The 20652-nt window shown below is 35.3% G+C and carries 15 protein-coding genes; 7 read left to right on the forward strand and 8 right to left on the reverse strand.

Translation table 11 applies throughout. The features are described from left to right. Positions 1-5 precede the first annotated feature (5 nt). The 5 genes from M0M57_RS07595 to M0M57_RS07615 all read left to right on the forward strand — a co-directional run bounded on the left by M0M57_RS07595 (position 6) and on the right by M0M57_RS07615 (position 4383). Positions 6-707: an LA_2272 family surface repeat-containing protein gene (locus M0M57_RS07595; RefSeq protein WP_248436582.1), complete on the forward strand. Its 702-nt coding sequence runs from the start codon at positions 6-8 to the stop codon at positions 705-707. Between the two features lie 152 nt (positions 708-859). Next, positions 860-1636 (forward strand): hypothetical protein, encoded by a 777-nt coding sequence (locus tag M0M57_RS07600; protein ID WP_248436583.1) that lies wholly within the window; start codon positions 860-862, stop codon positions 1634-1636. Positions 1637-1763: 127 nt separating this feature from the next. Beyond that, a complete protein-coding gene (locus M0M57_RS07605; RefSeq protein ID WP_248436584.1) occupies positions 1764-2303 on the forward strand; it encodes a hypothetical protein in 540 nt (179 codons plus the stop codon). 275 nt (positions 2304-2578) lie between these two features. Further along, complete coding sequence (locus tag M0M57_RS07610; protein WP_248436585.1) at positions 2579-2896, forward strand: hypothetical protein; 318 nt, start codon at positions 2579-2581, stop codon at positions 2894-2896. Positions 2897-3042: 146 nt separating this feature from the next. After that, positions 3043-4383: a sigma-54-dependent transcriptional regulator gene (locus tag M0M57_RS07615; RefSeq protein ID WP_248436586.1), complete on the forward strand. Its 1341-nt coding sequence runs from the start codon at positions 3043-3045 to the stop codon at positions 4381-4383. Here M0M57_RS07615 and M0M57_RS07620 read toward each other — a convergent pair. The 3 genes from M0M57_RS07620 to M0M57_RS07630 all read right to left on the reverse strand — a co-directional run bounded on the left by M0M57_RS07620 (position 4369) and on the right by M0M57_RS07630 (position 12500). Continuing rightward, the gene (locus M0M57_RS07620; protein ID WP_248436587.1) at positions 4369-6786 is read right to left on the reverse strand and encodes a hybrid sensor histidine kinase/response regulator; all 2418 of its coding nucleotides are present in this window, start codon (positions 6784-6786) and stop codon (positions 4369-4371) included. The two genes, M0M57_RS07615 and M0M57_RS07620, sit on opposite strands and share 15 nt — an antisense overlap. 84 nt (positions 6787-6870) lie before the next feature. Next, complete coding sequence (locus M0M57_RS07625) at positions 6871-8775, reverse strand: S9 family peptidase (protein WP_248436588.1); 1905 nt, start codon at positions 8773-8775, stop codon at positions 6871-6873. Between the two features lie 92 nt (positions 8776-8867). Beyond that, positions 8868-12500 carry a reprolysin-like metallopeptidase gene (locus M0M57_RS07630; RefSeq protein WP_248436589.1) on the reverse strand — a complete coding sequence of 1211 codons (3633 nt, stop codon included), beginning with the start codon at positions 12498-12500 and terminating at the stop codon, positions 8868-8870. Between the two features lie 242 nt (positions 12501-12742). On the opposite strand from M0M57_RS07630, the gene M0M57_RS07635 reads away from it, so the two are divergent. Together M0M57_RS07635 and mtgA are read left to right on the forward strand one after the other, a co-directional pair. Beyond that, complete coding sequence (locus M0M57_RS07635) at positions 12743-13858, forward strand: NAD(P)/FAD-dependent oxidoreductase (RefSeq protein ID WP_248436590.1); 1116 nt, start codon at positions 12743-12745, stop codon at positions 13856-13858. A 38-nt stretch (positions 13859-13896) separates the two neighbouring features. Beyond that, entirely contained in the window at positions 13897-14541 is a 645-nt protein-coding gene (gene mtgA, locus M0M57_RS07640; protein WP_248436591.1) for a monofunctional biosynthetic peptidoglycan transglycosylase, read from the forward strand. Between the two features lie 77 nt (positions 14542-14618). Here mtgA and M0M57_RS07645 read toward each other — a convergent pair whose 3' ends face one another. From M0M57_RS07645 to M0M57_RS07665, 5 genes are all read right to left on the reverse strand, one after another. Then, positions 14619-16679, reverse strand: coding sequence for a prolyl oligopeptidase family serine peptidase (locus M0M57_RS07645; RefSeq protein WP_248436742.1), 2061 nt, complete (start codon positions 16677-16679; stop codon positions 14619-14621). A gap of 93 nt (positions 16680-16772) precedes the next feature. After that, complete coding sequence (locus M0M57_RS07650; protein ID WP_248436592.1) at positions 16773-17147, reverse strand: DoxX family membrane protein; 375 nt, start codon at positions 17145-17147, stop codon at positions 16773-16775. A 142-nt stretch (positions 17148-17289) separates the two neighbouring features. Further along, a complete protein-coding gene (locus M0M57_RS07655; protein ID WP_248436593.1) occupies positions 17290-17844 on the reverse strand; it encodes a type 1 periplasmic binding fold superfamily protein in 555 nt (184 codons plus the stop codon). An 11-nt stretch (positions 17845-17855) separates the two neighbouring features. Further along, entirely contained in the window at positions 17856-20234 is a 2379-nt protein-coding gene (locus M0M57_RS07660; RefSeq protein ID WP_248436594.1) for a TonB-dependent receptor, read from the reverse strand. Positions 20235-20310: 76 nt separating this feature from the next. Beyond that, the gene (locus tag M0M57_RS07665; RefSeq protein ID WP_248436595.1) at positions 20311-20649 is read right to left on the reverse strand and encodes a hypothetical protein; all 339 of its coding nucleotides are present in this window, start codon (positions 20647-20649) and stop codon (positions 20311-20313) included. Positions 20650-20652 lie beyond the last annotated feature (3 nt).

Genomic DNA, 20652 nt, shown 5'->3' on the forward strand with positions numbered 1-20652 from the left:
TTGTAATGAGACAAACCACAAGAATATTGACCTTGCTTTTTTTCATCTTGACAATTAGTTCATACGGACAAGTTGACAAGAAAAAAAACTATTTTCCAATTTGGAGTTTTCATAAGGACAGTATAAACATTCATGGAATTTCTGTTGGACTATGGTCCTTCAACAGTGAGCCGAGACATACAAATACTAACGGAATTAAAATTGAGTTAATCGGTGTGGGATTAGGAATTCCTTTGATACCAAGAAGCCCCATTGTTAAAACAGATAGTTTATTTATAAAATTAAAGAAAGAACCATTATCCGAGAGAATAAACGGACTAAATTTATCTGCATCAGGTTCTGTTTGTCACTGTTTGACGAATGGCTTGACTGCGGGTTATATTGGACAAATACATTTTCAAGTTAATGGAATCTCAACATCTCTTTTTATGAACTTTACACAAAAACATAATGGAGTAATGGCTGCGTTTTTTAATGACGCATACTATATGAACGGTTTACAAGTTGGTTTTATAAACAATGGTTACAAAACTAAGGGACTTCAAATTGGAATGTTTGGCAACAACACTAGTGAAATGAAAGGGCTTCAAATCGGACTTTACAATAAATCAAAGAAACTTAAGGGGCTTCAAATCGGACTTTGGAATGTTAACCAAAAACGAAAATTCCCTATAATTAATTGGAATTTTAAACGAGAGACAGAATAACGAAATGAAGATCAACATGTACTAATAGCTCTTTGTACCAATTACGAGACCTAGGATTATCTCTATTTTTTCCGAAAACTCAAAAAGTACTTTTATATTTGGAATAATAAATCATCGCAACTTTTATAATATGTGACATTATCGGAAATACTATGAAACAAATTGCAATACTTATAGCATTACTTTATTCAACACTAAATTTAAAAGCACAAGAAGTTAAGTTTAGAGATAATATTGACAAAGACTCGTTGTTTACTATTTCTGTTCAAAAACTTCCGGAACATATGCGTGAGGAGTATATAAAAGTATATAATGAAGGAAAAGAGCACGAAAAAGAATTTTTACTTCTTATGATATCTATGCCGAGAAGTAGTAAACAAGAATTGATTACCAATTATGAAAACAAAAAAAGTGAAATTCTAACTCTAAAAAGTGAATATCAAAAGTTGGTTCCTAAAAATTATATTGTTGAAATTGAATTTGAACCAGAAAGTAAAATATTAACAACAAACGAAGAAATTACAATTAAGATTTACAAGAAAAAGGACGAAGAGAAAAACAGCGAAGGCAATGAAGTAGAAAGAAATGATGGATTTGAAGTAGTTTCACAAAATTGGAATTTAAAACCCGAATCGAAAGAACTTGAAGATGTTTTACTATCAATAAATTGGACAAGTCAAACTATATCTGAAATAAAAAAACTTCTTAAAGATGCAAACTGTATTTCTATTGAAAGTGGAATGACAACAACAATCGGGTATGCTAGAAGTGGAATGGGAAAATATTTTTATAAAGTTTTTGATGAAATACTAACTTCTGAACAAAAAGAAGAATATAATGATGGTTGTCAATATATTTTCTATAAAGAAAATATTGTTCTTGAATTTGGTGGTGGAGCAATTGGACCACAGTGTTTTGAACGTGAATGAAAACTTTTTGTAACTTAGGCTGTGTATTTACTCCTATCTAAATTTGTCCTAAGTTGAGATGAAAATCATTGAAATCACTAACTTCTTAAACATGAAAAACTGTTTCTTTAAATAATACACCTTAACTATGAGTCGACTAGTCTGTTTGTTATTAATTATGCTTGTCAGTTGCAATTCGAATCAAATAAAAGAGATAGAAGTGCTTTCGTATTATGATCAGGCAAGAAATTATGAAATTTACTCTTCTATTGATGTTAACGGGTTTGCTCAAGTACTTTCTAAAAACGAACTATCAAATCGAATTGATAATTATCAAACCACAATTAGAAAGAGTTTAATGGATTCCATTTTAAATGAATGCCAAACTATTACCGATGAAAGCTTTCACTTTAAACCTTCTAAGAAAATTTGGTATTGCGGTCTCAATCATACTGTAAGGATTACTTATAAAGATGGTAATAAATACGATTTTCAATATCTTTATCCATATGAAGGGAATAAACAGTTTATACCTTTTCAGTTATTATTTATGCAAATTCGAAGCGATTCACTAAATGCATCAAGACTAAATAGTGGTCAACAAGGGAAATTATTTCTTAAGCAAAATAATTTGTCATTGTTTTCAACAACACAAGATTCAATTAAGAATTTAAAATATTTAAAATAACATAAATAATTACTCCTGTTTAATATCGGTTTGAATCAATATCGAAAACTTTGTGAGATAATTTTTTCGATGATGCAATTGTATTTCTGTTTCCTTTTTACACACATCCAACCATAATTACCCACCTTTTACCCACTTTACGAAAAATTGAACGTTCAGCACAAATGCTTTCCAACCCTTTATTTTAGTAGTTAAATTGATTATGACAAACGGTTTTGACTCTTTTGGAATGGTTTTGACATACTTAATTGTAAACAACACAAAAAACTATTATTATGAAAAATTTAATTTTAACTACAGCATTCGTTCTAGCTACTTTTTCAACTTTTGCTACAACAAACAACAACACAAATGAAATCGTTAATACCGTAGCTATTGACAAGGACTACAAAGAAATTTCGGTTGATCAAGTTCCCCAAGCAGTTAAGGATGCTGTAGCTAAAGATTATGCCGGAGCAACAATTGCAAAAGCATATGTTAACTCTAAAAAGGAATATAAATTAGACCTTACGGCAGGTGGTGAGAGCAAAACAGTTTTTGCTGACGCAACAGGAAACTGGATTTCAAAAGATACTATCAAAAAAGTAGAATAAGAAAAAGTGTAGTAATAATCCCCAAAACAAGTATTTGTTGACTCTAAAAGAGGTTGTGTAAAACAGCCTCTTTTTTATATTTAAATAAATTTTAAGAAAACTTTAAACAGAATCGCTTAAATTAGCTTTCAACCTAAGCTCAACTAATGAAAAAAATTTTATTGATAGAAGATGACATCGCCTTTTGTAAAATGGTGAGCAATTTTCTGTCTAAAAACAACTATAACGTTTCTACTGCTTACTCTGCCAACGAAGCGAGAACCCTTGTGAAAGACACTGATTTTGATTTGATTATGTGCGATATTCGCCTTCCGGATAGCGACGGAATTGAATTGATGGCCGAGTTTAAATTGATAAATCCTACTATTCCGATTGTGTTGATGACCGGTTATGCCGACGTGACTACAGCAGTGAAAGCGATGAAAAGAGGTGCTTCGGATTATATTTCGAAACCGTTTGTGCCGGAAGAAGTGCTTCTTGTGCTTTCGAATGCATTGAACAAACCTGCAGAAAAAAAGACTGGTGCACCCGCAACCCATACAACCAAAAGTGTGCAAAAAGAACGCGATTTTGTTTCGGGAATCAGTGCGGTTTCAAAAACATTGTTGACGCATATTCAATTGGTTAGTCCAACGAATTTATCGGTTTTAATAAATGGTGAAAGCGGAACCGGGAAAGAAGTGGTTGCGAAAGAAGTTCATAAATTGAGTAATCGAAATAAAGCTCCGTTTATTGCGGTGGATTGTGGTGCGATTCCGAAAGAACTGGCTACGAGCGAGTTTTTTGGACATTTGAAAGGTTCGTTTACCGGAGCAGTAACAGACAAAATAGGTCACTTTGAGTCTGCGAATGGCGGGACATTGTTTTTGGATGAGGTTGGAAATTTATCTTACGAAAACCAAATTCAATTGTTGCGTGCTTTGCAGGAAAGAAAAGTGAAGAAAATTGGAAGTAGCACTGAAGTGGAAGTAGATATTCGCGTAATCGCTGCCACAAATGAAGACCTGAAAGAAGGCGTAAAAAACGGAACTTTTCGGGAAGATTTGTACCATCGATTGAATGAATTTTCGATTGAAGTGCCAACCTTAGAAGAACGAAAGCAAGATTTATTGATGTATGCCGACTTTTTTCTGGACAAAGCCAATGAGCAATTGAATAAAAATGTGTTGGGTTTTTCGCCGGATGTGATTCGGATATTTCAGGCGTATTCGTGGCCGGGAAATTTACGTGAATTGCAGAATATTATTCGTCGTTCTGCTTTGCTTACGCAAGGAAATCTGATTGAAAAAGATGTTCTTCCGGCTGATTTATTTGAAGAACAATCAAAATCGATGGGTGGTTTATCGAAATCAGAAAACGAGAAAGAAATGATTATCAAAGCTCTTAAACTTTGTAACGGAAATAAATCGGAAGCCGCAAAAATGCTTGAAATTAATCGTAAAACACTTTACAATAAATTGAAATTGTATCAATTAGAGGAGGATTGATTCTTTTTGAAGTAGGGCAATCAATTGTATTGATTTTTCTTTTGCTTCGTTAAAAATAGTTTTTATTTCATCCATTGATAATTCAGTTTTTCTACATTCCTCCAACTGTTGAAGTAGCGGAACAATTTCTTTGACTTCCAATTGATTTATCATCGGAATCATTCGGTGAGAAATAGAAACGACTGTTCTTGAATCGGAATTTGAAATAGCTTCTTCAATAATCGCTAAATTGGATGATGTATTTTCGATAAATGCTTTTAAAACTTCTTTGATTGCCACAGCATCATCACCTAGCATAATTCTCAGGTTTTTGAGGTTGTATTCTTTGGTTGGAATTTCAGTTTGTTCTGCCAAATCGGGTTTCACTGCAATATTTATTTTCAACAAATCACTCAAAGCAGCCAGTAAATCTGCAGAACGATAGGGTTTATGTAAGATCGCCGAAAAACCATTTTTATAATACACATTCTTGTCTAATTGCGTTTGTCCTGTAATAGCAATCACGGGAATTTCTTTCGGAATTTGATTGATTAATTCAAAACCACTCATTTTTGGCATTTGAATATCGGAGATTATGGCATCAAATTTTTCGTTTTCCAATGAAGCAATCAGCACTTCAGGATCATCAAAAGTACGAACATTGAACTGATAAATTTTTAAAAATTCTGCGGTTAATTGCAACAGCGAAGTATCATCATCTACAACAGCAATAGAAAATTCTTTCGCTTGCTTATCATCAAATAAAGGAGCTTCTTTTTTAGTTTCTATCATATTGGCAGGCAAAGTTAACCGGAAAGTACTTCCTTTGTTTACTTCACTTTCTACAGTTAAATCACCTCTTAAAATTTCGGCTAATTTTTTGCAAATGGTTAACCCTAAACCGGTTCCGCCGTATTTCTTTTCGATGGATTTATCGGCTTGGGTAAATTCGTTAAAAATTAGATTGAGTTTACTGCTTTCAATTCCGATTCCGCTATCCTGAACGACAATTGTAAGTTGTTTTTGATTGTAATTTGCTGCAATTTTGATGAAGCCTTTTTCGGTGAATTTGTAGGCATTTCCGATGAGGTTGCTCAAAATTTGTCGCATTCGCAAAGCATCACTTTCTAACGATAAGTTGGCAATCGAATTCAATTCAAATTGAAGCGTTATGGGTTTGGATGGATATAATGATTGAATGCTTTCGGCTACTTCAACAATCAATTTATCCAATTCAAAAACGGTGTTTTCGAGTTGTATTTTTCCGGCTTCTATTTTAGAAAAATCCAATAAATCATTCACCAATTGATTAATGTAAACCGATGAACTTTTGATGTTGGACAAATAATAATTCTGCTTTTCTGTCACGCCGCCAATACCAATTAATTCGCTAAAACCTTGAATAGTGTTGAGCGGCGTTTTTAAATCGTGGCTTACGGTCGCAATTAATTGTTCTCTTGCGGAAAGAAGCGATTCGGTTTTCTTTTTTTCTATTTCTAATTGTTTTCTGTACCGTTGATTTTTAAGAAAATCACTTGTAATTAAAAGGAAAAATAATCCGGTCATTATTAATCCAATTACTGCAGCCGTAGTTAAGATGGAAACGGTTTTTTGCTGAGCTTCTTCTCTGGAAAGATTGTTTAAATTGGCTCTTTTGATGACATCCGATTCAAATTCGACTAAAATTTCATTCAGCTTTTGCGAAATAAATAAATCATTTCGGAGCAATTCTATTTCTTTGTTTTTTTGAGAAGTCGTTTTTGCTTGATTATTTAATCGAACTTCTTCTAAAATTTTCTTAGACGAAACCAGAATGGAATCAATTTGTTTGTCTGTTAACGTGTTTTCCGATTCTTTGGGGACATTCTCATTGAGATAATCTACATATTCTTGATACACTCTACGTTCGTAGGCAGATAGTTTAGAAGGGTCTATTTTTAAACTTTCCAATGTGATTTTCCCCATTGATTCTTCAATTCGGGTTAAATCGCTCAAGGCATTCTCAATTGGAAAATAGGAATTTTGGGCTTTATTGATTTTTTTTAATTCTTCAATATTGGAAACTTTTTGTTGTAAAATAAGTTTTAAACTATCCAAAAGAACAACCTGCTTCTCGTTATCTATTTTTTGTTCAAACGAATCGATTGCTGTAATTAATAACTTATTTTGTGCTCCGTATTCTTCAAAATCTTTTTCCAGATTGGTCTGAATGGCAACTCTTCCTAAATTATCAACATCATAAATTTTGGAAATTAAAGAGCCTAAACGGATGAGTTTTTGATTTTCTTCCACCGATTGATTTTCATAGTTTGAAAAAAGTTTATTTTCTTTAAATAGAAGGTAACCAACCGAAATGACTAAGGCGGCAATCAGTAAATAACTGAGTAAAACTTTAAGTGGAATGAAAGTTGATTTTTGTCCCATACTCAAAGATAAAAATAACGAAAGGTTTTCTTTCTTTAGGAAGTGTTAAAAAAGAAAAATCCCGAATTTCTTCGGGATTGTATTTTATAATGTTTCTTTGAGCCAACCAAAAAATTCACGTTGCCAAATGATAGCGTTTTGTGGTTTGAGCACCCAGTGATTTTCTTCCGGGAAAAGAATAAATCTACTTTTGATTCCCTGCAATTGAGCGGCTTGAAATGCTTCTTGCCCTTGTCCAATTGGCACACGGTAATCTTTTCCACCTTGAATGATAAGGATTGGCGTGTCCCATTTGTTCACCATCTTAACTGGATTGAATTGGTTGTATGATTTTTGAGCAGCGGCATTGTTGGTTTCCCAATAAGCTCCACCGATGTCCCAATTGGTGAAGAAAACTTCTTCGGTGGTTCCGTACATACTTTCAAGGTTGAAAACACCGCAATGAGAGATAAATGTTTTGAAGCGTTTGTTGTGCATTCCCGCCAAATAAAACACGGAATAACCGCCGTAACTGGCTCCAACAGCACCCAATCGTGATTTATCGACATAGCTTTCTTTGGCTACATCATCAATGGCTGAAAGGTAATCATCCATCACTTGTCCGCCCCAGTCTTTACTGATTTGTTCGTTCCATTCTACGCCATGACCAGGCATTCCGCGACGGTTGGGAGCCACAACAACATAACCTTGCGAAGCCATCAAACTGAAATTCCAACGGAAGGAATAAAATTGTGACAAAGCACCTTGTGGACCACCTTGGCAATATAACAAGGTTGGGTATTTTTTAGTTTTATCGAAGTTAGGAGGAAGAATTACCCAAACCAACATTTTCTTGTTATCGGTTGTGGTGACGTATCTTTTTTCAAATTTTGGTAAGGCTAATTTGCTATAGGTTTCATCATTTACTTTGGTCAATTGAAGCCACGTTTTTTTCTTAAAATCATAAGAAAAAAGTTCTTTGGCGTGATTCATATCGGTTCTGCCAAGAATTACTTTATCTCCTGAAAAACCAACGATATCTGTCACATCAAAATCTCCGGTAGTAATTTGTCTAACTGTAATTGCAATTCGGGTTAAACCCGGAAAGTTCACTTCAAACAATTGGACGGTTCCGTCAACGGGAGCGATGAAGTAGATTTTTTTGCCATCTTCACTCCATTTAAAACTGTCAACCGTTCCATCCCAACCGGAAGTTAAATTGATATCCATTCCTTTAAATCGAACGATGATGTCATTTTTATCGGCTTCAAAACCATCGCGTTTCATTTGTAGCCAAGATAAATCGCCGTTGGGAGAAATGGTGGGATGAGTGTCGTAACCTAAATTGCTTTCGGTTAAATTTTTAGTGGTTTTTGATTCAAGATTATATTCGTATAAATCGGTGTTTGTTGAAGTAGCATAAGCCGTTCCTGATTTCTTTTTAGAAACATAAATGATACTTTTTCCGTCTTTTGACCAAACATAATCTTCGTCGCCACCGAATGGTTTTTGAGGAGAATCAAACGGCTCGTCTTTCATTATATCAAAAAATGAATCTTCTTTATTCACTTCTGCAAAACCAACGTGGTTATGATTTCCTTCATTCCACGTATCCCAATGGCGGTAGTTTAAGCCGTTGTAAACCTGAACATCCGATTTGTCTAATTCAGGATAAATGTCTTTTCCATTTATCTTATCAATTTTTACTTCTTTATGTGAAAGGAGGTATTTTCCGTCTGGAGAAAGATTTTTATCATTTAAAAGTTCTTTGGTTTCAGTAATTTCTGTGGCAACGCCTCCGTTTATTGGAATACTGTAGGTTTTGGAATTCGATTTGTTTTCTTCTACCGAAGGCGTAGAAACTTTAAAAAGGATACTTTTTCCGTCTTTGGTAATTCCTAAAGGTGATACTCTTCCCAATTTCCACAATGCTTCCGGTGTCAACACTTGTTGAGCAGTGGCTGCTGTTAATCCCATAAAACAACTTACGATTAAAATTATTTTCTTCATTTGATAAAAATTTAAAGGCTAAAAGTAACGATTTTTTTTCCATAAAAAAAGCCACCTCGATGGAGATGGCTTCTAAAAAATTGTATTTTAAATTATTGTTTGATGAATCGTTTTGTGTCCACATTTTCATTGTTTGACACTTCAAGTAAGTACGTTCCGGATGCCAAAGAAGAAACAGAAATGCTGTTCGCATCTAATTTTCCTGTTGCCACCACTTGTCCCATTAGGTTGATGATTCGGTAGGATGTGAAATTTGTTTCACTAGAAATATATACTAAACCATCTTTTACCGGATTTGGATAGAGTGTGATTGAAGTTTTAGAAACCGATTCAATTTCCATTTCTCCCTCTCTTCCTGAAGAAACGATATTAACGGTGTAATCTTCTACTTCACCATACGGAATTGCTTCGCAAGCAGTCGGCGAAGCATTGTATTTCATCGATACACGCATACGTGTTTGACCAAGCAAAGCTGTATTCGGAACGGTAAAACTTCGTGCGATCGGTGTAGCATTTGTACGGGTAACATTAACCACTTGCTCTCCACTGTCCAGGAAATCTCCGTCTCTATTCCAATCTATCCAAACACGGTAACCTTCACGATAAACTGTGCTTGTCCAAGCTGGAGTGATTGTAATCGTGTTACTTGTTCCTCTTACTAAATTAGTAGATAAATTAGTAAAGTTTCCATAACCACTATTGTTCCCTGATAAATTATTAATAGTTCCTAACTGTACTCTATTAATGTATTCATCAGCAGTGCTGTTCCCTTGTGAAGCACAATAGGTAACTGTGTTTGCTAACGTAGTTACGTTTACGGTATTGCTATTTCCTGAAACATTTCCGGCAGCATCTTTTGATCTAACATAAAAGGTATAAGCTGTTGAAGCTGTTAAACCTGTTGCAGCATAAGTAGTTGTGGTTGTTGAAGCTAAGAAAGTTCCGTTTCTATACACATCATAACCTGTGACACCAACATTATCGGTTGCACCGGACCAAGCTAAATTGGTGGAAGTTTGAGTAGTTCCTGAAGCTGTTAACGTAGGAGCTGTTGGAGGTGTTGTATCAGATGTACCTGCGATTAAATTTACTGTATAATCTTCAACTTGACCATACGGAAACGTTTCACAAGCCGTCGGAATTCCATTGTATTTCATAGAAACTCTCATTCTTGTTGCACCTGTAACAGCAGTTGTTGGAACGGTAAAAGTTCCGCTAACCGGCGTTGCTGATGTAGGAGCTAAACTCCAAACTGTTTCACCGGCATCTGTAAATACTCCATTTTGATTGTAATCAATAAATACGGCATATCCTTCGCTGTAAGTTGAACCCGTCCAAGTTGGCGTGATCGTAATTGTAGCACTTGCCCCTTTCGTTAAATTTGTTGAAATCGATGTATAATCAACATATCCTGAAACTCCACCGGAAACATTATTTATTGTTCCAATTTGTACTCTACCTATGTATTCGTCGGCAACACTATTTCCTTGAGATGTACAATACGTTATACCTCCTGCCAGCGTTGTTACGTTTACAGTATTACTATTTACAGAAACATTTCCTGCGGCATCTTTCGCTCTTACATTAAATGTATAAGAAGTTGAAGGAGTCAATCCGGTAGCTGCAAATGTTGTGGCAGTAGTAGTTGACCCTATTAAAACGCCACCTTGATACACATCATATCCGGTTACTGCAACATTGTCTGTAGCACCGGACCAAGATAAGTTGGTGGAAGTTGAAGTAGTTCCAGAAGCTACCAATGTTGGAGCTGTTGGAGCAACTGTATCAGAAGAACCTGCAGTAATGGTGAAGTTAGCATTCGAAACATCAAAGAAAATATGATTTGTTCCTTTCACCATAATGCGGTTTTGATTTCCGGGTGTGTTTGGAATCGTTACTGCTTGTGAGCCATCATTTGGTGTTGAAGCCAAAAGAGTTGACCAAGTTGAACCGCCATTAGTAGATATCAAAATATCAACGTTTGCACAGTTTACACCATTTGCAGTTGTTCCTGCAACGTTCCATGTAATTGTTTGCGTACTTCCTCCTGCGTATGAAACGGCAGTGTTTGGTGCAGTTACAGTAAATGGTCCTGCGGTTCCGTTAACAGTTACAACCATATCATCACTATTGTTGGCAGAACCGCCTGCTCTGTTGTCGCGAACCGTTAATCTGAAATTCATAGTTCTTGCCACCGATGGTAATGCTTCTACTGTAATTTCTGTTCCGGCTGTTGTAGTTGCACCAGCTAATACTCTCGACATATTAGGAAAATATCTTATAGGTGAAGTTGAAGGAGAGTACGAACGGAAAGTAGGTCCAGAAGTTCGTGTAGCACTTGCTGCTGAATTTGCTCCGGTTGCGTTTGAAGCAGCATTGTCAAATTGTTCCCAGTTAAAAGTTAACACATCTCCGTTTGCATCAGTTCCTGCTCCGGTTAACATAAATGGAGTGCTTTTTGGAATAGTGTAATCTAATCCTGCATTAGCAGTAGGAACTGCATTCCCGGTAGCCGTATTGGTTTGACACGTTTTGTTTTTCACATTATTCGTTACTTGTTGAATACTAAAAGCGTGAAAATAGGCATCAGAATTGGGTTGAACATCTTGAGGAGTAATACCGGCATAACCCATAATAGTTGAGCCTGAACCCGGCTCCATATTTGCACCGGTTCCTTCATTATTAAACGAAAATGTGTGATTTGCACCAAATTGATGACCTATTTCATGAGCCACATAATCAATGTCAAAAGTATCACCTGTTGGAATTGTACTGGAAGTAAAAGCACTTCCTTTGGAGCCATTTACGCATACGCACCCAATACAACCTGCATTTCCGTTGTTAGAAGCTCTTACGAATAAATGACCTACATCATAGTTTGCTTCACCAATTACTGAAGTTAATGTACTTTGCACTTGACTGTTGTAACTTGTTGTATAAGGATCGGTGGAGGCATTGGTATAGATTACTAAATCAGTATTAGCAATAAGCACCATTCGGATGGCAAAATCTTTTTCAAAAACACCATTCACACGAGTCATTGTTGCGTTGATAGCTGCCAAAGCTTGTGCTTTTGTACCGCCAAAGTAAGCGGTATATTCCCCGGTTGCTGAAACGGCTAACCGAAACGTTCGCAATGTGCTGTCATCAGCATTTGGTCTCAATAAAGATGGATCAACCTCATTTTGAACTTGATTTATAACAGAACATTCAAATGGCGAAAAGTTTTTTACTTTGTCTGCCTTTTTATAAACCGAATACGTGCTTAAATCTTCTGTTAATGGTTCGATAAAAACAGCCGATTTTCCTGCTCTCAACAACATCGATTGAAAGCCTAGCGGAGAAAGACTGAAATAAACCGTTGATGTTGGATTATCGATACCAATTCCAATGTACGATTTAATTCCAGGGTAATTTGCGGCCAATTCAGGAGCCATGATGGAGTTTTCATATACTGAAAATTTTTCCATCTCGCCATTTTCATTTGGAAATGAAATAATTTTTCCACCATTACTTTGTTTAAATCGATTTGGTGCAGATGTAAGAACGGTTTTAATTCCTTCGACATCTAATTCAAAAATATTGTTTTGTGGAATTTGCCTTTTGCTTTCTAAAAGTGTGGTATTACTTTTTAAAGCAGAAGCTTTCCAGAAATTGCTTTTCTCCTGAGCATTGGAAAAGCATACACTTGCAAAGAGTGCAATGGTGAGTAATTTGAGCTTCATAAATTTTTGGTTGATTAGTTAATATCGATCCAAATGTAAAATTATTTTTATGCCGTTAATGGATGATTGTGCTAATTTATTAACAATTTGTAAAATTTGTGATTATTATAGTATTATTTTGACAATTCAAATGTTAAAAAATAAAGCTTTTAAAATCATTAAACCGAAATAAATAAGTCTTTTCAGGAAAATATTTTCTATCATTAAAATAAAAAGTACATTTATGAAAATTTTTCAAAAAGATGCAACTTAGCTTTTGGGAACTTAAAAATTGGTTTACAAATCTAGATTTTACTATTGTGGGTAGTGGAATTGTTGGGTTGCATTGTGCTCTTGTATTGCGTGAAAAATTTCCTTCTGCAAAAATTTTAGTGCTCGAAAAAGGTGTTCTTCCGCAAGGAGCAAGCACGAAAAATGCAGGATTTGCGTGTTTTGGATCGGTTTCCGAGATTTTAGACGATTTGAATTCGCACACGGAAGAAGAAGTGTTGCAATTGGTTCAAAAAAGATGGGAAGGATTGCAATTACTTCGTAAACGAGTTGGTGATGAAGTGTTAGATTTAAAACCTTATGGCGGATATGAATTGTTTTTGAAGGAAGATGAATCTACGTATGAAGAATGTTTGCAAAAGCTTCCGTTTATCAATGAACTTTTGAAACCGTTGTTTAAAAATGAGGTTTTTTCGAAAGAAATTGATCGATTTGCTTTTCAGGGAATTCAGGAATATGTGCTTTTTAATCCGTATGAAGCTCAGATTGATACCGGAAATATGATGCAGCAGCTTTTGAAAATGGCTACGAATCAGAATATTTTAATTCTAAATCAACAAACGGTTACTTCCTATGTTGAAAAAAATAGTAAAGTAGAAGTTGTTTTAGACGATTTTTCCTTTCAAACTAAAAAATTATTTTTTGCTACCAATGGATTTGCCAATGAATTAACTAATGGCGAAGTAAAACCTGCGAGAGCACAAGTTTTGATAACGAAACCTATTCCGAATTTAGACATCAAAGGAACATTTCATTTGGATAAAGGTTATTATTATTTCAGAAATTTTGAAGACAGAATATTGTTAGGTGGCGGAAGAAATTTAGATTTTGAAGGCGAAACCACTACGGAATTAGGTCAAACAGAAATTATTCAAAACAAGTTGGAGCAATTGCTAAAAGAAGTAATTTTGCCCAATCAATCTTTTGAAATTGAACATCGCTGGAGCGGAATTATGGGCGTTGGAAATCATAAAAACCCAGTGGTAAAACAACTTAGTGAAAATGTTTTTTGTGGTGTTCGCTTAGGCGGAATGGGCGTGGCGATTGGTAGTTTGGTTGGAAAAGAATTAGCAGATTTAATTGATTAATTTATGATAAAAAAATATTCCGTTTCCTTTGGAAAGCAATGTTGTGGTTTTTTGGAATTTCTATATTCTTAGTTATTCTGTTCAAATTTGTTCCTGTACCTTTTACTCCTTTGATGGGAATTAGAGCCATCGAACAAAAAAAGGAAGGTAAAGAAATGATTTGCAGCCACGATTGGGTGCCGATTGAGGAAATTTCGCTCAATCTTCAAAAAGCCGTGATTGCCAGTGAAGACGGAAATTTTTTAACCCACAACGGCTTTGATTTTAAAGCGATTGAAAAAGCAATGGAAGCCAATAAAAAAGGCAAAAAATTACGTGGTGGAAGCACCATTTCGCAACAAACTGCCAAAAATGTTTTTCTATGGTCCGGACGAAGTTATTTGCGTAAAGGCTTGGAAGCCTATTTCACTGTTTTAATCGAACTCATTTGGGGGAAAGAACGAATTATGGAAGTTTATTTGAATAGCATCGAAATGGGTAACGGTGTTTATGGAGCACAAGAGGCGTCACGCGTTTGGTATCGAAAAGATGCTAAGAATTTGACTCCACGAGAAGCAGCGGGAATTGCGGCAATCTTACCTAATCCGAGAAAATTTAAAGCAACTAATTCGTCTAACTATATTAACCGGAGAAAGAATCATATTGTGCGGCAGATGAGTTATTTGGGGAAGATTGAGTATTAATTTTCTATAAAAAGTAAACCGCTAATTCGAAGATTATATTTTGCGAATTAGCGGTTTTTTATTTTCTAAATTTACTTTTAGATTTTCTTAATCCCCATATTATACAAAGTAAACGCTTGAATATCGGCTACTTCTTCAATAGTTTTTGAAATAGGTTTTCCGGCTCCGTGTCCGGCATTTACATCAATTCTAATCAAAACAGGATTTTCTCCTGCTTGTTTGTCTTGCAACTCGGCAGCAAACTTAAAACTGTGAGCAGGTACAACACGATCGTCGTGATCTCCGGTTGTGACTAAAGTTGCAGGATATTTTGTTCCTTTTTTCACGTTGTGAACAGGCGAATAGTTTTTTAAATAATCAAACATTTCTTTGTTGTCATTGGCTGTTCCATAATCGTAAGCCCAACCTGCTCCGGCTGTAAAGGTGTGGTAACGTAACATATCTAAAACCCCTACGGCTGGTAATGCTACTTTTGCCAAATCCGGACGTTGTGTAATTACGGCACCAACTAATAATCCGCCATTTGAACCTCCGCGTAATGCTAAATAATCTGACGAAGTATATTTTTGAGCAATCAAATATTCCCCTGCAGCAATAAAATCATCAAATACATTTTGCTTGTTTAATTGCGTTCCGGCATCGTGCCATTTTTTTCCATATTCTCCACCGCCACGTAAATTGGCTACCGCATACACACCGCCATTTTCCATCCAAACGGCATTGGCAACACTAAAACTTGGTGTTAAACTCACATTAAAACCACCATAACCATATAAAACAGTTGGGTTTTTACCATCCAATTTCAATCCTTTTTTGTGGGTGATAATCATTGGGATTTTTGTTCCGTCTTTGGAAGTATAAAATACTTGTTTGCTTTCGTAATCGGCAGAATTGAAATCTACTTTAGGTTTTTGATATTCTTTTGACGTTCCAGCTTTTGGATCATACGAATAAATTGTTCCGGGTGTGATGTAATTTGAAAAAGAAAAATACAATTCTTTCGCTGTCTTTTTTCCACCAAAACCTCCGGCTGAACCAACTCCGGGCAATTTGATTTCGCGAATTGCTTTTCCTTCATAATCATATTGAATTACTTGTGAAATCGCATCTTTCATATAATTTGCAAAAATATATCCGCCTCCGGTTGAAGGAGATAAAACATAATCCGATTGCGGAATAAAATCTTTCCAGTTTTCCGGTTTTGCATTTTTAGCATCTACTGTAACCATTTTTTGGTTAGGAGCATTCAAATTCGTCACGATGTATAACTTTGAACCTACATTGTCAATCACATAATTATTACTATTGAAATTGTCAACAATCGTTTCTAATTTACTGTTTGGATTGCTTAGATTTTTGATATATAATTCATTTCCGGTTGTAGAATTTGCAGCCGTTACAATTAAATATTGCTGATCTTCGGTCACACCACCACCCACATATCTTCTCTTTTCGTTTAAGCCAAAAACCACCTTGTCTTCTTTTTGAGAAGTTCCTAATTTGTGGTAATATAATTTATGTTGATCGGTTTTGGCAGACAATTCACTTCCTTCCGGTTTATCATAACTGGAATAAAAGAATCCATCATTTCCCATCCAAGAAATTCCGCTGAACTTTACATCAATAATTGGTTGTTCCAACACTTTCTTTGAAACCGCATCCATAATGATGATTTTGTTCCAATCACTACCGGCTTCAGAAGTGGAATACGCAACTAGCGAACCATCTTTTGTAAATTCTAAATTTGCTAACGAAGTCGTTCCATCAGCTGCAAACGTATTTGGATCTAAAAAAACTTCTTCTTTTCCGGCTTTGTCTTTTCGATACAAAACGGATTGATTTTGCAAACCGTTATTTTTGTAGAAATACGTATAATCACCTTCTTTAAAAGGTGCAGAAATACGTTCGTAGTTCCATAATTTCTCTAATCGTTCTTTGATTTGAGCACGATAGGGAATGTTCTTTAAGTAGTTAAACGTAACTTCATTTTGCGTTTTTACCCACGCCTCAGTTTCTTTCGAACGGTCGTCTTCCAACCATCGGTAAGGATCATTTACTTCTGAATCAAAATAAGTATCTTTTACGTCACCTTTTTTTGTTTCGGGATATTTAATAGGAGAATTTGTTTGTGCATTCATACTAACTACACAAACAATTGCAAATGCTGAAATAGATTTTTTCATTTGAAAATTGATTGATATTGACAAATATAATCAACTCAAATGTTAATTTTAGTTAAATAGAGGTCTGTATTTTGGCCAAAGCTTATACATCAAAATACCATTTAATACGGTTACTAAAAGTGCTCCGCTAATTCCCGGAATGTCTAAAAACAAATGAAATAACAAAATATTCACCGAAATCGGAACTAAAACAACGAGAGCAAAAGCAACCCATTTATTGAGGAGCAATAAAAGTCCAATCAATACTTCAATTACACCAACTACTTGTAGAACGTAACCGGTTGAAGCTAACGAATTAATAAAATTGGCTGCATTTTCAGGTAATTCTGGAGAAGGAATAAAGTTTAAAAATTTGTTTAGTCCGAATACAACTAGAATTGCCCCTAGAAGAATTCTCATCAGTTTGGTAAATTGTGAATTCATAGAATATTGATTTTTAGTTGAAAAAGAGTATTAAAATAACTAAATTAATAAAAATAATTTATAAAATTCACAAAATGAAATAAAAAAACCAAACCTTAGCATTTGTAAGGTTTGGTTTAAAAGGATAATTTTTAAATATTTTTTAAATAACAACTACAGGAAAACTAACTTCAACATCGGTTGAACCACCGGCATTGGTAATGTTGCCTTCTGAAACACCTGCTGCATTTTTATTTGGTAAATGTCTTAGTGTAATTGTGATTGTTCCTGTTCCCGGATTTGCTCCTGTTGTAAAGGTAAATTCTAAACCAAGTGGATTTCCGTCAGTATCAAAATCGGAATAGGTAAAGTTTCCTAAACTGTTTGAAATTTGATAAAAAACTTGGTGTTCCAAATCTTTCTCTTCGATTTCTTCAGTGATATTTTCGGCTGGGTTTTCCAATTCATTCAAAAATTGAACAGAGCCGGAATACGTTGTTTCTGCTGCAAAATTCCCACTAACGGTAATTACCGGAGCATTTGGTCCATCGCCATCTAAATCTCTGGAAGTTAAAGTAATAGTTTGTCCGCCACCCACAAATGTTGCGGTTAATGTTGTGATTAATTCTTCTTCAACAACCGGAGAATCATCGTTGCTGCAAGAATTTAATGTGAAGATTGTTGTTAAGGCCAATGCCATCATTTTTAAATTTTTCATTTTTGTGTTTTTTAATAATTAAATTTTAATTGTAATTGAATGTTTCTACCCATTTCATCAACAAAAAAACGTTGACGATTTAAGTAGTCACGGTAGTTTATGTTTAAAATATTTTGAACTGAAAAAGCAATTGTTGTATCCAATTTTTTGAACGTTTTAAATTTCATTTCCGAATAAAAATGAAACAATTGATAGGCTTTTGGCGGCGTGCTGATATCAACCAAAACCGGAACAAATTCGCCATCAACGATAATCTCTGTTTCAAAATTGAAGTTGGGATAACGATGTTGACGGAAAACAGATTCCGATTGAAGTTCTAAAACCAATCCATTCCACTCCGGTTTTTTGTATTGTATGGAAGTTGAAATGTTCATCGGTGGCATATCAATCAAAGGTTGATTTTTAATTAAATCCTCACCGTTTACATAAGCAAATGAAAATTTATGTTGCCAATTGGATGAAATATTCCATTGCGAATGAAAATCAATCCCGAGTAATCGAGCATTGGTTTGTTGAAATTCCCATACGGGGAAAGCTCCTCGAATCGTGGTTTCAAACCCAATAGGACGAAGATACATAAAGTTGGTAATATGATGAAAATACGGATTGATTTCCATCGAAAACGAATTCCATTTTTTTGATAAGGAAGAGGAAAATTTAATCGATTCTTCTTTTTTCAAACGTAAATCGCCCAACTCAATTTGTCCGGTAGAATGATGCAAACCATTGGAAAAAAATTCAGAAGGATTCGGATTTCTGTTGGATAAACTGATGTTGTTTAACCATTTCCATTCCGACTGAAAATCTTTCCGAATTCCCAAACTCGCCGAAATGTTGTGAAATGTAAATTGCGGCTTAGTTAACCATTGATCGGAAGTTTCGCCCACAATAATATTACCAAAATCAGCTTGATAACCGCGTTCTATCCAACGAGATTTCAAATAGTATTTTGTTGCTTCAATGGTTGAAAAATCATAACGAACTCCACCATCTACAACTAAATCTTCTTTGATTTCATACGTTCCAACGCCATACAAACCGGCATCAAAACGAACATATGTTGGAATTAAAGGTCTGACACCGGTTCTTGGATCGGCAAAATTGTTTTGAAATAACCCGCTAATTCCCGTTTTCAAACTAAATTGATTCCACTCTTTTTTATAATCCGATTGAAGTGAGTGAGTTGTCAATTCCAAATCCAAAGCCGCTTTGTTCTCATTATCTCTTCGCAAATCAAACTCATTTCGTTTATTAAATTGAAGCGAATAAAAAGTGGAAATCGAACTGCTTTCATCCAACTTTTGCAAATAATTCAGTTTCACCAAATGATGTTGAATGGCTTGTTTTGGATGTTGAATTGAATACGTAAAATCGTTAATCACAGACGGAATTTGGTTGTTGATGGAATTGTATAAATCCGTCACATTTCCAATATGCGAAGCACTTAAAATACCAATCGTGGCATTGTATAAACTATAAAAAGCAGATAGTTCATAGGTTTCTTTCACATACGAAACATCGCCCGAAAAATTCAGTTCACGATTTCCGGAATTGGATAAAATGTAATCAGGAGCTTCTCGATCACCAAAATAAGTGAACGTTCCCAACGCATTCCATCGCCAACCTTCCGGATTTCCTTTGTGAATGCTCGAACTTATCGTTCCGCCACGACCGTTGGATGAACCGCTGATCATTGTTTTTCCAAATAAAGTATCTTGCTTGACGTTAGTTGATTCGATGACAACCATTCCGCCCACAGCATCGCCGCTGTATTGGAGACCCGAAGCACCTTTGATAACCGAAATTTTTCCGGCGGAATTCAAATCAAAATTCGGAGCGTGCTCGGTTCCCCATTGTTGATCTTCCAGCCGAACTTGATTGGAAAAAATAGGAACTCGACTGCTGTGCAAACCGTTAATAACCGGTTTTACAATACTCGTTCCGGTTCTTAAAAGGGAAACACCGGAGACTTCTTTCAATGCTTCTGCCAAGGTTTTGGAACTGTTTCGCTCCATCGATTCTTTAGAAATTTGCTGTTCAGCTAAACTGTTGCTTACTTGCGTAACTTTTTGCTTCACCGTAATTTCTTCCAAAGTGGTTTCGGAAGGTTTCAACTTCACATTCAGCACCACATCTTCGGTAATATCTACTAAGGTATCACAGGTTTTATATCCCAAATAGGAAATATACACCCGCAATTCACCTTTGGGCAAACCGTTGATTTCGAATTCGCCAATTGGATTACTGGCGGTATTCAGGTACTTGGTATGAATGTGACTTCCGGTTAGCGGTTGGTTTTTTTCATTGGTGATTTTTCCACTTAGCGTGAATTGACCATAGCTCGAAAATCCAAACCATAACAAGAAGAAAAGGATAATAAAGTATCGCATTTTTCTGGTTCAAAATATAAAACACATTGAGTCATTACTATTTTGTAGCAAATGACTATTTTTTGTTTCTGAGATTTTAAACCGATTGTGGTGGTCCGCGATGCGAAAAAAGTGAACCTGAAAAAGAAGAAATTTGTGCTTGTTCCTTATACAAATACGGAACAGGTTTGATTTGGAAATCAAATCGATACGTTAATGCATTGGGTTGTAGATAAAACCAAAAATGAAAATCACAAACGGAACAATTGTCTTCCGAATGTTGGTGCGAAAAACCATCGTGCGAATGATGACAGACTTCGGTTTCATCAAAATAATCAGCCACCAAATGCCTGTAGGTATGCAACGACTGAAACAGTATTGTGAACAACACTGCCGACATTAAATACAGGTTTAGTATGGCTAATTTCTTTTTCATTGG

The organism is Flavobacterium azooxidireducens, assembly GCF_023195775.1.
Lineage (GTDB): Bacteria > Bacteroidota > Bacteroidia > Flavobacteriales > Flavobacteriaceae > Flavobacterium > Flavobacterium azooxidireducens.